This window comes from Streptomyces sp. NPDC030840 (assembly GCF_055572015.1).
Genome location: NZ_JBVIEE010000016.1, coordinates 90,030 through 103,683 on the forward strand (window position 1 = coordinate 90,030; position 13,654 = coordinate 103,683).

Genomic DNA, 13,654 nt, shown 5'->3' on the forward strand with positions numbered 1-13,654 from the left:
GCAGCCATGCTGGACCTCGCCGAGGAGCTGGACCGGTGGGTGGCGCAGGGCCGGGACTTCGCCGTCGCCACCGTGGTGGCCGTCAGCGGCAGCGCACCGCGCGGGCCCGGCGCGGCCCTCGCCGTGGACGCCGACGGCACGGCGATCGGCTCGGTGTCCGGCGGGTGCGTGGAGGGCGCGGTGTACGAGCTGTGCCAACAGGCGCTCGTGGACGGCGAGACCGTTCGGGAGTGCTTCGGCTACAGCGACGACGACGCCTTCGCCGTCGGCCTGACCTGCGGCGGCGTCATCGACGTACTCGTCACTCCGGTCCGCTCCGGCGACCGGGTACGCCCGGTCCTCGCGGCCCTGCTGTCCGCCGCCGCGCGGGGCGAGGCGGCGGCGGTGGCCAGGATCGTCTCCGGACCGACCGAACTGCTGGGCCGCGCGCTCCTCGTACGGCCCGACGGCTCGTACGAGGGCGGCTTCGGTGACTCTCCCGAACTCGCCCCTCCCCAACTGGACCGTACGGTCGCGGCCGAGGCGGGCGCCTTCCTGGACGCGGGCCGCACGGGCACCCTGGAGATCGGAGAGCAGGGCTCGCGCTGCGGCGCACCGCTCACGCTGCTGGTGGAGTCCTCGGTCCCGCCGCCCCGGATGATCGTCTTCGGCGCGATCGACTTCGCCGCGGCCCTCGTCCGCGTCGGGAAGTTCCTCGGCCACCACGTGACGGTCTGCGACGCCCGCCCGGTGTTCACGACCCGGGCCCGCTTCCCCGAGGCCGACGAGGTGGTGGTCGAGTGGCCGCACCGGTACCTGGAGCGCACGCCGGTCGACGCCCGCACGGTCCTGTGCGTCCTCACCCACGACGCCAAGTTCGACGTCCCGCTGCTGAAGCTCGCCCTGCGGCTGCCGGTGGCCTACGTCGGCGCGATGGGTTCCCGCCGCACCCACCTCGACCGCGACGAGCGCCTGCGCCAAGCCGGCGTGACGGAACGGGAGCTGGCCCGCCTCCGCTCCCCGATCGGCCTGGACCTCGGCGCCCGCACCCCGGAGGAGACGGCCCTGTCCATCGCCGCCGAGATCGTCGCCGTCCGGCGAGGCGGCAGCGGGGTGCCACTGACCGGGGCGCATACGCCGATCCATCACGACGTCAGGCCGACCGCGACAGCGGCCGCGGCGGGGCGGGACGGGTCGGTGACCTGACCGGGAAGGGCGCGGACATCGCCCGTGAGGAGCCGCACCTCGTGTGCGTCGGCGCGACGGAAGCCGTGGCCCGCCGCGAAGCAGGACTCGTGATCGGCCCGTTGAGGAGCCGTCAAGAGGCCTGCTCCCGCCCCCCCAGCAGGCGGTCCATCGCCCGCCCGAACATCCAGCGGGCCGCCCGCCTCAGGGGCGGGTCGAAGGCGTGGGGCAGGAGCCGTACCGACAGGTCCTCGCGCCAGACCGCCCGGGATCCTCCGTCGCCGTGCGGGTGGACCTCGATCTCCGCCCAGCCGGTGACGAAACGCCCCCGCTTGGCCAGGCGGCACACAGCGGCGGTGTGCTCCGCGGGTGGTCGCCAGGTGACGACCTCCATGGGGTCGTCGAACGCGAGGGGGCCCGCCCCGGAGCGGGCCACGAAGACCGTGCCCTCGCGGGTCGGCGGAGGTGTGCGCACGGTGACGCGGGTCAGGGGGACCACATCGGCGTGGCGCTCCCAGTCCGTGAGGCGCAGCCAGGCCTGGTCCACCGGCAGCCGGGTGACGCGTTCCAGGAGAAAGAGGACCACGCGGCGATCGTAGTCAGTCGTGGGGGCAGCCGCCGCTCACCGCCACGCGTCACACGTCCAGCACGTCCCGCACCACCACCGGCATCCCCGTCTCGAACGACCGATTCGCCGCCAGCCCCGTCACCAGCGACCGCGCCCCGTCCACCCCGTCCGCCGCACGACCCAACGGATCGCCGGCCGTGGGCCGTTCGCCGAACAGATCCGCCAGCATCCGCACGTCACCGCCCCCGTGCCCGCCCTCACCGGTGGGGACCTCGATCTCGCGCGGGCGTTCCCAGGAGCGGCGCACCAGGAGTTCCGTGCGTCCGGCCTCGTCCCCGACCGCCGCCCCGTGCATTACCGCGCTCGCGCCGTCCGTCCGCACCTCGGGCCGGGTCCACGTCGACTCCTCGACCAGGAGCTCGATGCGGCCCTCGCTGCCGTTGAAGGCGATGCGGTAGCCCTCCCAGGGGGCGTAGGCCGTGAGGTGGTACGTCAGCGTGGCCCCGGACGCGTACCGCACGAGGACCGCCATGTCGTCCTCGATGGTCACGCCGGGGGCGAAGACGTTCTGGTCGCGGTGGTAGCCGTCCTCGTGCTCGGCGTCCAGGTAGAGCGAGGTGAGGACCGAGGAGTCGGCGAGGTGGACGGCGAAGGGGTCGTCCTTGGCCGCCGCGGAGCCGTGGGCACGGTCGTAGTCACGGGCGAGGCCACGGCGCCGGCCCGCCTCGTCGCCGTAGAAGAAGAGGCCGCCCTGGGCGTAGACCGTCTCCGGGCGCGAGCCGAGCCACCAGTTGACCAGGTCGAAGTGGTGGGTCGCCTTGTGGACCATGAGGCCGCCGGAGTTGGCCTTGTCGCGGTGCCAGCGGCGGAAGTAGTCGGCTCCGTGGCGCAGGTCGAGCAGCCACTCGAAGTGCACCGAGCCGACCTCGCCGATCTCACCGGCCGCGATGAGCTCCCGTACCGCCGAATGCACCGGGTTGTAGCGGTAGTTGAAGGCCACCCGCACCGAACGGCCCGTGCGCCGCTGCGCGTCCAGGACGCGTCGGGCGCGTTCCGCGCCGATGGTCATCGGCTTCTCGGTCACCACGTCGCAGCCCGCCTCCAGGGCGCGCACGATGTAGTCGTCGTGCGTGCGGTCCACGGTGGTGACGACGACGAGGTCGACGCGTTCGCGGCGCAGCATCTCGTCGAAGTCCTCGGCCGCGTACGCCGGTACGGGCGCCCGGCCGGGGTGCGCCGCCGCCAGCCAGTCGTTGTGGACGGCCATGCGGTGCGTGTTGACGTCGCAGAAGCCCACCAGCTCGATCCGGTCCGCGTAGGGGCCCGCCAAGGCGTTGGTGAAGAGCTGGGCGCGGGCGCCCAGCCCGATCACGGCCGCGCGGCGGTGTCGTGGGGATGCGGTGCAGGGGGCTTGTTGTGACATCCGGATCTTCCCTAGGGTCGAGCGGGCGTGGTGGAAGCGCTTTCTACCGTAAGGGGTGACCCACTCATGCCCGGAAGCAGGACAACGAAGTCCTTCAGGCCCCGAGCCGCGGCCACGGCACTCGCGCTCTGCGTCGTGCTGGCCGGCTGCTCCGACGGGGGCGGATCGAGCAGCGCCGGCGGCAAGGTCGTGCTGCGCTACACCTGGTGGGGCAACCCGGACCGAGCGGCCAGGACCCAGGCGGCCGTCGACCTCTTCGAGAAGAAGAACCCGGGGGTCGAGGTGCAGACCAGTTTCTCCGGATACGACGCCTACAAACAGAAGCTCGCCACCCAGGCCGCCGGCGGCGACGCCCCCGACGTCATGCAGCTCGACTACCGCATGATCGACCAGTACGCCTCCGGAGGCGTGCTCATGGACTTCGCGAAGCAGCGAGGAACCCTGGACACCAGCGAGTTCGACAAGGGGCTCCTCGCCACCGGCGTGGTCGACGGCAAGCAGTACGCCATCCCGCAGGCCCGCGGCACCGAGACCGTCGTGTACGACACCGAGCAGTGGAAGGCCACCGGGGTCCCGCTTCCCCGCGACGGCTGGACGTGGAGCGAGTGGGCCGACGCCATGCGCGCCCTCGCCGAGAAGACCGGCAAGCCCGGCGCCATCGACCCGGGACAGAGCGAGGACGCCTTCGAGGTGTGGCTGCGCGGCCGGGGCAAGGCGCTCTACACGAAGGACAGGAAACTCGGCTTCACCGCCGACGACCTGGCCCGCTACTGGACCTTCACCGACAAGCTGCGCCGCGAGGGCGCCGTCTCGTCCGCCGAGCAGACCACCCAGTTCGACGGCACCGTCGAGAACACTCCGCTCGGACGCGGCACGGCCACCGCCGACACCAACTGGGACGCGCCGTCCAGCGGCTTCCTCGCGCTCATCCCGGGTGGGGTCACCCTCGCCCCGATGCCCACCGGCGAGGACGGCACGCCGGGGCAGTACTTCAAACCCTCGATGTTCATGGGCGTCGCCGCCAACACGGGTCACCCCAAGCAGTCCGTCGAGCTCATCGACTTCATGCTGAACGACCCGGAGGCCGCGAAGATCCTCGGCGCCACCCGCGGCATCCCCGTCAACGAGACCCTCCGCGACGCGATCGCCCCCGACCTCCAGGACTTCGACAAGACGATCTACGACTTCCAGGCCTCCCTCGAAGGCAAGCTCAAGGCCCCGCCCCAGGCGCCCCCTTCGGGCGACAGCGCGCTGCAGACCACCTTCCAGCGCGACTACGACCAGGTGTCCTTCGAGCGCATGTCGCCCCGTGAGGCGGCCGAGAACTACATCACCGAGGCGAAGGCGGAGCTGAGGTCATGACCACCACGCAGATACCGACGGCCGCACCCGATAGGCGAGTCGGCAGGCCGCAGAAGCCCGCCCGGCGCCGTCGCGAGGGCGCCGCCTGGGTGTTCCTCTCGCCCTGGGTGCTCGGCGCCTGCGTCCTGACCCTGCTGCCCATGGCCGTCTCGCTCTACCTCTCCTTCACCGACTACGACCTGTTCAACTCGCCGAACTGGGTGGGCCTGCGCAACTACACGCAGATGTTCACCGAGGACCCCCGCTACTGGCGTTCGGTGGTCGCGACCCTCACGTACGTCGTCCTCGCCGTGCCCCTGCAGCTCGTCCTCGCCCTGATCGTCGCGCTCGCCCTGAAGAACATGAGGCGCGGACGGGCCTTCTACCGCTCCGCCTTCTACGCGCCCTCCCTGCTCGGCGCCTCGATGTCCATCGCCCTGGTCTGGCGGGCGATCTTCAACGACGGCGGCACCGTGGACAACCTCCTCGGCACCGGCGGCTGGGTCAACAAGCCCGGCTGGGCGCTGTTCGCGGTCGCCCTGCTGACGGTGTGGCAGTTCGGCGCCCCCATGGTGATCTTCCTCGCCGGACTCCAGCAGATCCCGGGGGAGTTGTACGAGGCGGCCGAGGTGGACGGGGCGAGCCGGTGGCGCCAGTTCCTGTCCATCACCGTGCCCATGCTGTCCCCGGTGATCTTCTTCAACCTGGTGCTCCAGACCATCCAGGCCTTCCAGGTCTTCACCCCCGCGTTCGCGGTCAGCGCGGGCAAGGGCGGCCCCGCCGACTCCACGCTCTTCTACACCCTCTACCTCTACGACCGCGGCTTCGTCGCCTCCCACATGGGCTACGCCTCCGCCATGGCCTGGGTGCTGCTGATCGCCATCGGCGCGGTCACCGCCGTGCTGTTCCGCACCTCGCGCTCCTGGGTCTTCTACGCCTCCGAGGGGGACCGATGACCACCACGACATCAACTCCCGCCGCCCGCAGGCCTATCGCCTGGCGCCGGGTCGCCCTGCACGCCGGCTGTCTGGCCGCGCTCCTCGTCATGCTGTACCCGCTGGCCTGGCTGCTCGCCACCTCACTCAAGCCCGCGAGCGAGGTCATCGCCAGCCTCGACCTGCTGCCGGGCAAACTGGAGTGGTCGAACTACGAGACCGCCCTGGAGGGCGTGAACGACGTCTCCGTCACCCGCCTGCTCACCAACTCGCTGCTGATCGCGGGCGGCGCGGTCATCGGCAACGTCATCAGCTGCTCGCTGGCCGCGTACGCCTTCGCCCGGCTGCGGTTCCGTTTCCGCGGGCCGCTCTTCGCGTTCATGATCGCCACGATCATGCTGCCGCACCACGCCGTGCTGATCCCGCAGTACATCATCTTCAACCAGCTCGGCATGGTGAACACGTACTGGCCGCTGATCCTGCCCAAGTTCCTCGCCACGGAGGCCTTCTTCGTCTTCCTCATCGTGCAGTTCATGCGCGGGCTGCCGCGCGAGCTGGAGGAGGCGGCACGGATCGACGGGTGCGGGCCGTTCCGCAGCTTCTTCAGCGTCATCCTGCCGCTGACCCGCCCCGCCCTGATCACCACGGCGATCTTCACCTTCATCTGGACCTGGAACGACTTCTTCACCCAGCTGATCTACCTCTTCTCACCCGAGAAGTTCACGCTGACGCTGGCCCTCAGGTCGTTCGTGGACGCCTCCAGCACCTCGGCCTTCGGCCCGATGTTCGCGATGTCGGTGATCGCGCTGCTGCCGATCGTGCTGTTCTTCCTCGCCTTCCAGCGGTTCCTGGTCGAGGGCATGGCGAACTCCGGGATCAAGGGGTGAGAGGGATGCGGACGACGAGGGAGGCGGGCGAGCTCTTCGGGCCCCGCATGACGCTGTTCGCGGACGTCCTCAGCGTCGGGCTCGCCACGGCCTTGGCCTGTCTGCCGCTGGTCACCGCGCCCGCCGCGCTGTCCACGGCGTGCGCGGTCCTGCGGGGCGTACGCGAGGACCGGCCGGCCACCGCCGGACGGTACGTCGCGCTGCTGGGGCGGCGGTTGCGCGCGGGTGACCTGGCCGCCGGAGCCGTCGCCGTGGCGGGCGGGCTGCTGGCCCTGGCCGACCTGGCGCTCGCGCGCGCCGGGCTGCCCGGCGGCCCGGCCTTCGCGGTGGTCGCCGGGGCCATCAGCGTGTTCGCCGTCGTGGTCGGTCTGCGCGCCTGCGGCCGTCCCGAGTCCGTCACCGACTGGCCCGCCGCCGTCTCCGCGGCCGCGCGCGACACCGTACGGGACGCGGGCGGCAGCGGACTCGTCCTGCTCGCCCTGGCCGCGGCCGCGCTCTGCGCGTGGGCCCTGCCGCCTCTGCTGTTCCTGGCGCCGGGCCCGCTGGCCATGGCGCTGACCGCCGTCCACGTACGGGACACTGGAGCGAACACGCGGGAGAGCACGTGATGGGCCGAAGGTCCTTCCTCGCCACGACCGCCACGACCGCGACGACTGCCGCAGGGGTGGGCGAGGCCCCGGAGAGGACCTTCCGCGTGACCGACACCGAGGACCATCAACTGGACGCCGACTTCCTGGAGTTCCTCACCACGGCGGCCGACACCCGCGCCGCCGCGCTCCTGACCGGCTACCACGAGCACATCACCGAGCTGAGGGAGAGGGGCAGGGCCCGCTCCACGGCCCGCGCGCTGCGCACGCTCACCTCCGTCCACGTCCACGACGGCTCCGCGTACCACCACTCGGCCGGACTCCTCGCTCCCATGGCCGAGCTGGCCGACGCGCTCGCGGACGAGCAGGAGGACGGCCTGTGGGACCACGGCACGGACGGCTCGCCGCCGGACACCGCGTTCTCCATCGTCGACCTGAACATCACCCACCACCTGCTGGACGCCGACGGCCACCGGTCCACAGCCGCGCTGCGCGAGGTGATCGAGCGGATCCTGCGCGCGGCCGGCCCCGCCCTCGCCACCGGCGGACTGCACACCGCCAACCACCGCTGGCTCGTGTGCGCGGCCCTCGCCCGCATCCACCACAGGTGGCCGCACCCCTCGTACCGCAAGCGCGTCGACGACTGGCTGGCCGAGGGCATCGACCAGCTGCCGGGCGGCGAGTACAGCGAACGCAGCCCCACCTACTCGGCGGTCGTCACGAACCCGGCGCTGCTCGTGCTCGCCCGGCACCACGGACGGGACGACCTGTACGAGAACGTACGCGCGAACCTCGCCGCCACGCTGTACGTCATCGAGCCCAACGGTGAGATCGAGTCGGTCCATTCTCGGCGCCAGGACCAGACGGCGCTGCGGTACCTGCCCGAGTTCTGGATGCAGTACCGGGAGATGGCGATCCGCGACGGCGACGGGCGGTTCGCCGCCGTGGCGCGGCTGCTGCGGGAGCGCGGCGCCGGGCAGACCATGGGGGAGACCCCGCTGGGCGACCGGCTCGCCCAGGTCCTCGACCAGCCCGAGCTGGCCCGGCGGCTTCCCGCCACCACCGAGCCGCCCACGGACTTCGAGCACCACGACGAGGCCTGCGGGCTGGTGCGCGTGCGCCGTGGCGCGCGCACCGCGACCGTCTTCGGCGGCACGGACTTCCCCCACGTGCGCGCGATCTCCTCCGGGCTGTCCTCGAACCCCACCTTCTTCAAGCTGCGCAAGGGTGCGGCCATCCTCGACTCGGTGCGGCTCGCCCCGCAGTTCTTCTCGCTCGGGCATTTCCGGGCGGAGGGACTGGAGCGCACCGACGAGGGCTGGCGGCTGTACGCCGAGATGCGCGGCGCCTTCCACCACCCGCTGCCCCCGCAGCACCGCCGCGAGGACGGCATCTACCCTCTCACCGACGACGGCCGCTTCTGGTCCGCGATGGACTTCCCGCACCGGCCCAAGGACTACCGCACGCTGCGTACGGAGATCCTGGTGAAGGAGGCCGGTGACGGGGCCTGGGACCTGGACGTCGAGCTGTCCGGGGCCGCGTGCCCGTTCGCCCTGGAGCTGTGCTTCCGGCGCGGCGGCACCCTGAGCGGGGACGGGCTCGAACCCGTCGGCGGGTCCCCGGACACGTACCAGCTCGTCACCGGCGAGGCCTCGTACACCGTCGGTGACGACCGCATCACCTTCGGCCCCGGCAACGGCAAGGGCGGACGGCAGCCGGCGATCGTGGACGCCGGGGAGCGGTACTCCTGGATGAACGGGTCGAACACCCCGAACGGTGTCCGCGTGCTGATCACGGGCCGGTCGCCGCTGTCGTACCGGCTGGGACTGCGCTGAGCGGCCGCGGAGCGGGTGGCGCTGCCGTCACACAGGGTGAGAGGCCAGGGAACGCGCGGGTGATGCGTGGGTGCTTCGCCGGCGATTGACGGGCGATGCGCGGGTGAAGGGGCCTGGCGGTGTTTGAGGCGGGCTCGGCGGGGCGACCCGTGTGAGCCCAGGGTCCCCTACGCCGTCCGGGACGGAGCCCCCGATGACCCCCTACGCCGTGGTGATCCCGACGCTCGTGCGCGACACGCTCGCCGACTGCCTCGCCGCGCTCGCCGCCGCGATCGGGCCGGCGCCCGCCGAGATCGTCCTCGTCGACGACCGTGCCAGGGCCGTACCCGGGCCACTGGAGCACCCGTTGAGCGTGCTCGGGAACCTGCGGGAGCGCACGACCGTGGTGAGCGGCGGTGGCCGTGGCCCCGCCGCCGCGCGGAACGCCGGGCTGTGGCGCGTCGCGTCACCGTGGGTCGTCTTCCTCGACGACGACGTACAGGTCGGACCGCACTGGTGCGAACAGGTGGTCGCGGACCTGGACGAGGCGTCGCCCGACACGGCCGGGGTGCAGGGCGTGATCTCCGTGCCGCTGCCGGCCGAGCGCCTCCCCACCCACTGGGAGCGGTCCACGGCGGGGCTGGCCCGGGCGAGGTGGAGCACCGCCGACATGGCGTACCGCACGGACGTCCTCAAACAGGTCGGTGGCTTCGACGAGCGTTTCCGGTACGCCCACCGCGAGGACACGGATCTCGCCCTGCGGGTCCTGGACGCGGGCTGGCGCGTCCGGCGCGGCGGGCGGAACACCCGGCATCCCGTGCGGCCCACCGGCCGCTGGGCGTCGGTACGGGCCCAGCGCGGCAACCTCGACGACGCGTTGATGCTGCGGCTGCACGGGCCGGGCTGGCGGGCCGGGGCGGCGGCGCCGCGTGGACGGGTCCGCCGCCATCTGGCGATCACCGCGGCCGGGGCCGCCGCGTGCGTCCTCGCGGCGAGCGGGCGGCGGGCGGCTGCCGCCGTCGCCGCGGTGGGGTGGGCGGTGGGGACCGGTGAGCTCGCCTGGGGGCGGATCGCGCCGGGGCCGCGGACGCGGTACGAGGTCACTACCGTGCTGGCTTCCAGTGTGGTCATTCCGCCGGTGGCCACGGGGTACTGGCTTGTCGGGTTGTGGCGGCATCGGGGGGTGGAGGCTTGGCGGTGAGGGCGGGGCGGTGAGGGCGGGGGCCGCCGTTGGTGGTTCGGTTTCAGGGCGGGTGCGCGTTCGTTGTGGCTGGCCGCGCCCACGCGGCGGAGCCGCGCAATGTCACAGTCCCGCGCCCCTGAGGGGCCGCTGCGCGGCCCCTCTCGCTGGTTGCGCCCACGCGCGGAGCCGCATGTCAATACAGCCCCGCGCCCCTTCGGGGCGCTCTAGCCGCCCAGGGCCGTGAGGAGCTGATCCGCGCTGTCCGGGACCGCTCCGGCCGTGAAGTCGGCGCGGACTCGCAGGGCTGCCGCGCGGCCCGGGGCCGAGCGGCACCAGCGCCACCAGCGTTCCAGCTGCGCCTCGTCGAGGTGTTCCGCGGGGATGACCGCGGGCCAGCCGCAGGCCCGTGCCTGGGCGCTCAGCTTCGCGCCGCCCGCCACGGGGTCGACGGCCAGCACGGGCACCCCGGCCCGCAGGCCGAGCACCAGACCGTGCAGGCGGTCGGTGACCACGAGGTCCAACCGTGCGAAGACGGACTGGAGTTGGCCCGGCGTGGCGCTCAGGTGCCAGTCGTGGGTGTCGAGACGTGTGTCCAGCTCCAGGCGCGCGCAGTCCTTCCCCGCCAGCCACCGCGTCACCTCGTCGGCGACCTGTCCGTGTCGCCGGAGGGCCCCGTACTCGCCCTGCCCCTGTGTCAGGACCACACCGACGACGGGTGTCGCGGGCATCGCCGGTGCCCGGGCCGCCAGGTCCTCCACCGGCTCGGCGCCCGGCGCGTCCCGGGCCAGGACCTGGTGGAACCCGGTGACCGCCGGGTCGTCCGCGTCGATCACCGAGACGCCCACCGCGATCCGCACACAGTGCCGGAACCGCCGGTGCAGGTTGGTGATCTGCTTCCCGTGCAGAGGGCCGCACACGAACACCAGGTGCGAGTAGGCCCGGGGCCGTACATGGTCCAGATCCAGGTCGCCCGGCCGGAACGCGGGGCTCCAGGCCACGTCGTACGCCAGACCGTCACGGCGCAGTACGTCCTCCACGCGCCGCAACGCCAGGACGTCTCCGGCGGTGGCCTCACCCTCAAGAAAGCTGAACCATCCGGTCAGCAGAATCCGCTGTCGCACAGTGCCCGACGAGTTCCCCGTGTTCACCGAGTCAGTCGGCGGGCGTCGCCGGCGGCTCACTTGCGGCCGCCCACCGTGCCCTGGCCGTCGAGGGCCTCGTGCGCCCCCTCCGCCGCCCGGGTGCCGTCCGCCGCCGGGCGCGTGGACCGGTGACGGCGGGCGGTCAGGCGCAGGGCGACCGGTTCGGTCCAGCGGGCGGTGAGCGGGCCGAGGATCACCAGGATCAGGACGTACGCGGTGGCCAGCGGGCCGAGGGAGGGCTCGATGCCCGCCGTGACGGCGAGCCCGGCGATGACGATGGAGAACTCGCCGCGGGCGACCAGGGTGCCGCCCGCCCGCCAGCGGCCCTTCGCGGAGATCCCGGCGCGGCGGGCGGCCCAGTAGCCGGTGGCGATCTTCGTGGCCGCGGTGACCACGGCCAGGGCCAGCGCCGGCAGCAGGACGGGCGGGATGCTGGCGGGGTCGGTGTGCAGGCCGAAGAAGACGAAGAACACCGCGGCGAACAGGTCCCGCAGCGGGGCGAGCAGGCCGTGCGCGCCCTCGGCGACCTCACCCGAAAGGGCGATGCCGACGAGGAACGCGCCCACGGCGGCCGACACCTGCAGCTGCTGGGCCAGTCCGGCGACCAGCAGGGTCAGCCCGAGCACGACCAGCAGCAGCTTCTCCGGGTCGTCGCTGGAGACGAACCGCGAGATGTGCCGCCCCCAGCGCACCGCGATCAGCAGGACGAGTCCCGCCACCCCGAGGGCGATGGCCAGGGTGAGGCTGCCCGCGGCCAGACCGGCCCCGGCCAGCAGCGCCGTGACGATCGGGAGGTAGACGGCCATGGAGAGGTCCTCCAGGACCAGGATGCTCAGCACCACCGGGGTCTCCCGGTTGCCGAGCCGCCCCAGGTCGCCTAGCACCTTGGCGATGACACCGGAGGACGAGATCCAGGTGACGCCGGCCAGGACGACGGCGGCGACCGGACCCCACCCGAGCAGCAGCGCCATGGCGGCGCCCGGCAGCGCGTTGAGCGCGGCGTCGACGAGACCCGCCGGGTACTGGGTCTTGAGGTTGGAGAGCAGTTCGCCGGCCGTGTACTCCAGGCCGAGCATGAGCAGCAGCAGGATCACGCCGATCTCGGCGCCGATCGCCACGAACTCCTCACTCGTGCCCAGCGGCAGCAGCCCGCCCTCCCCGAAGGCGAGTCCGGCCAGCAGGTACAGCGGGATCGGCGACAGCTTGAAGCGCCCGGCGAACCGGCCGAGCAGCCCCAGACCCAGGATGATCGCGCCGAACTCGATCAGGAAGATGGCGGAGGAGTGCATCCGTTCACTCCCGCCCGAGGATCGCCGCGGCCGTCTCCACGCCCTCGCGGGTGCCGATCAGGATCAGCGTGTCGCCGCCCGCCAGCCGGAAGTCCGGCGCGGGGGAGGGGATGGCCCCGGCGCGGCGCAGCACCGCCACGATCGAGGCCCCGGTCTCGGTGCGCATCCGGGTGTCGCCGAGGACGCGGCCGTTCCAGTACGAGGCAGCGGACAGCTCGACGCGCTCCGCGACCAGGCCCAGCTCGGACGTGTACAGCAGGTTGGGGCTGTGGTGGTCCGGCAGCAGAGCGTCCACGAGCGCCGCCGACTCGCCCGCGGTCAGCCGCACGGACAGCGCGCACGCGTCCGGATCGTCGTCGCGGTACGCGTTGACCGTCCGCGCCCCGTCCCGGTGGGCCACCACCGACAGCCGGCGCTGCTCCCGTGTCGTCAGGTCGTAACGGACCCCGATCCCCGGCAGGGGCGTCCTGCTCAGGCGTGGCGCACCCACGACTGTCCTCCTGTCTGGCCGGCGTTGTCCGGCCGGCGTTGTCCGGCTCGTGCTGTCTGGATCGTGTGTGTCCCGGCGACGCCGGTAGGGACAACCGGGAGCGAGGGCCCCGCCGGCGGAGCGGCACACCCGGCCGCCCCAGGGCCGTCGGACCGTTCGGCCGCGGTCTCCGCAGAGGTACCGCGGATCCTCCGTGGCAGTCCTCGCGGGCCGTCCGTCGGACCACCCTAACCGGGGCCGACTCCGCCCGCGGGGGCGCCTCCCGGCGAGGAGGGTGGGAGAATCCGCTTGCGGGAGGCGCGGGTTGTGGCCCTACGGCGGTCGGACCGTGACCACCGGTGGACGGGCAGGCGGGCAGGCAAGGGGGCGTGACCGTGGTCGAGTGGGTGCGGGTCGGCAGCGGGGCGCGGGCGGTTCCGGAGCCCGTCGCCACACCGTTCGTCTGGTCGGCGGCCTTCGGCGGCGCGCTGCTGCTGATGGCGGTCTTCACGCTGCTCGGAGGGATCGGGCGCCCCACGCCCGCCCTGGTGGCGCTGTCCCTGCTGGCCGCCCTTCTCGGCCTGTGCGCGCGGTTCGTCGCGGCTCCCGGAACGGCCGTACTGTGCTGGCTGTTCCTCAACGGCTTCGGCATCCCGCCCGCGGGCACCCTCAGCTGGGCCGGTCCGCGAGACGCGTTCTGGCTCGGCTGTCTGCTCGCCGCGGCCCTCACGGGCACCGCCGTCGCCCGCGTCGTCAACGCCCGCGCCGCGTACCGCCGCGTCACCCCGCAGCACGGTCCGTCGTACCGCACGCCCATGGACGGGGACTTCTTCTGATGGACGGGGACTGCTT

Annotated in this window: 13 protein-coding genes; 8 read left to right on the top strand and 5 right to left on the bottom strand. The window is 72.8% G+C overall.

The features are described 5' to 3' along the window. Positions 1–6 precede the first annotated feature (6 nt). A complete protein-coding gene (locus ACZ49J_RS29805) occupies positions 7–1,185 on the top strand; it encodes an XdhC family protein (RefSeq protein WP_467453390.1) in 1,179 nt (392 codons plus the stop codon). A 112-nt stretch (positions 1,186–1,297) separates the two neighbouring features. Here the strand turns inward: ACZ49J_RS29805 and ACZ49J_RS29810 are convergent, their stop codons facing one another. Continuing rightward, a complete protein-coding gene (locus ACZ49J_RS29810) occupies positions 1,298–1,750 on the bottom strand; it encodes an SRPBCC family protein (protein ID WP_467453389.1) in 453 nt (150 codons plus the stop codon). 49 nt (positions 1,751–1,799) lie between these two features. Continuing rightward, positions 1,800–3,155, bottom strand: a complete 1,356-nt coding sequence (locus ACZ49J_RS29815; protein ID WP_467453388.1) for a Gfo/Idh/MocA family protein — start codon at positions 3,153–3,155, stop codon at positions 1,800–1,802. Positions 3,156–3,221: 66 nt separating this feature from the next. Between ACZ49J_RS29815 and ACZ49J_RS29820 the strand changes: the two genes are divergently transcribed. From ACZ49J_RS29820 to ACZ49J_RS29845, 6 genes are all read left to right on the top strand, one after another. After that, on the top strand, positions 3,222–4,517 hold the full coding sequence (locus ACZ49J_RS29820) for an ABC transporter substrate-binding protein (RefSeq protein ID WP_467453386.1): 1,296 nt from the start codon (positions 3,222–3,224) through the stop codon (positions 4,515–4,517). Further along, positions 4,514–5,452, top strand: a complete 939-nt coding sequence (locus tag ACZ49J_RS29825) for a carbohydrate ABC transporter permease (RefSeq protein WP_467453385.1) — start codon at positions 4,514–4,516, stop codon at positions 5,450–5,452. Before ACZ49J_RS29820 ends, ACZ49J_RS29825 begins: the two co-directional genes overlap by 4 nt. Further along, positions 5,449–6,318 (top strand): carbohydrate ABC transporter permease, encoded by an 870-nt coding sequence (locus ACZ49J_RS29830; RefSeq protein ID WP_467453384.1) that lies wholly within the window; start codon positions 5,449–5,451, stop codon positions 6,316–6,318. The genes ACZ49J_RS29825 and ACZ49J_RS29830 overlap by 4 nt, the downstream gene beginning before the upstream one ends. Positions 6,319–6,323: 5 nt before the next feature. Continuing rightward, on the top strand, positions 6,324–6,926 hold the full coding sequence (locus ACZ49J_RS29835) for a hypothetical protein (protein WP_467453383.1): 603 nt from the start codon (positions 6,324–6,326) through the stop codon (positions 6,924–6,926). 86 nt (positions 6,927–7,012) lie between these two features. Continuing rightward, on the top strand, positions 7,013–8,740 hold the full coding sequence (locus tag ACZ49J_RS29840) for a hypothetical protein (RefSeq protein ID WP_467453382.1): 1,728 nt from the start codon (positions 7,013–7,015) through the stop codon (positions 8,738–8,740). 193 nt (positions 8,741–8,933) lie between these two features. After that, positions 8,934–9,920: a glycosyltransferase family 2 protein gene (locus tag ACZ49J_RS29845; protein WP_467453381.1), complete on the top strand. Its 987-nt coding sequence runs from the start codon at positions 8,934–8,936 to the stop codon at positions 9,918–9,920. Positions 9,921–10,126: 206 nt separating this feature from the next. On the opposite strand, the gene ACZ49J_RS29850 is transcribed toward ACZ49J_RS29845, so the two are convergent. The 3 genes from ACZ49J_RS29850 to ACZ49J_RS29860 are packed head-to-tail and all read right to left on the bottom strand — an operon-like array spanning position 10,127 to position 12,823. After that, the gene (locus ACZ49J_RS29850; RefSeq protein WP_467453380.1) at positions 10,127–11,023 is read right to left on the bottom strand and encodes a polysaccharide pyruvyl transferase family protein; all 897 of its coding nucleotides are present in this window, start codon (positions 11,021–11,023) and stop codon (positions 10,127–10,129) included. 56 nt (positions 11,024–11,079) lie between these two features. Next, positions 11,080–12,333, bottom strand: a complete 1,254-nt coding sequence (locus ACZ49J_RS29855) for a cation:proton antiporter (RefSeq protein ID WP_467453379.1) — start codon at positions 12,331–12,333, stop codon at positions 11,080–11,082. Positions 12,334–12,337: 4 nt separating this feature from the next. After that, positions 12,338–12,823 carry a cation:proton antiporter regulatory subunit gene (locus ACZ49J_RS29860; RefSeq protein WP_467453378.1) on the bottom strand — a complete coding sequence of 162 codons (486 nt, stop codon included), beginning with the start codon at positions 12,821–12,823 and terminating at the stop codon, positions 12,338–12,340. 374 nt (positions 12,824–13,197) lie between these two features. Here ACZ49J_RS29860 and ACZ49J_RS29865 point away from each other — a divergent pair, with 374 nt between their 5' ends. Beyond that, the gene (locus tag ACZ49J_RS29865) at positions 13,198–13,638 is read left to right on the top strand and encodes a hypothetical protein (RefSeq protein ID WP_467453478.1); all 441 of its coding nucleotides are present in this window, start codon (positions 13,198–13,200) and stop codon (positions 13,636–13,638) included. Positions 13,639–13,654 lie beyond the last annotated feature (16 nt).

Coding starts and splice junctions, on each gene's coding strand:
- ACZ49J_RS29805 (WP_467453390.1), top strand. CDS start 7: ATGCTGGACCTCGCCGAGGAGCTGGACCGGTGGGTGGCGCAGGGCCGG.
- ACZ49J_RS29815 (WP_467453388.1), bottom strand. CDS start 3,155: ATGTCACAACAAGCCCCCTGCACCGCATCCCCACGACACCGCCGCGCG.
- ACZ49J_RS29820 (WP_467453386.1), top strand. CDS start 3,222: ATGCCCGGAAGCAGGACAACGAAGTCCTTCAGGCCCCGAGCCGCGGCC.
- ACZ49J_RS29825 (WP_467453385.1), top strand. CDS start 4,514: ATGACCACCACGCAGATACCGACGGCCGCACCCGATAGGCGAGTCGGC.
- ACZ49J_RS29830 (WP_467453384.1), top strand. CDS start 5,449: ATGACCACCACGACATCAACTCCCGCCGCCCGCAGGCCTATCGCCTGG.
- ACZ49J_RS29835 (WP_467453383.1), top strand. CDS start 6,324: ATGCGGACGACGAGGGAGGCGGGCGAGCTCTTCGGGCCCCGCATGACG.
- ACZ49J_RS29845 (WP_467453381.1), top strand. CDS start 8,934: ATGACCCCCTACGCCGTGGTGATCCCGACGCTCGTGCGCGACACGCTC.
- ACZ49J_RS29855 (WP_467453379.1), bottom strand. CDS start 12,333: ATGCACTCCTCCGCCATCTTCCTGATCGAGTTCGGCGCGATCATCCTG.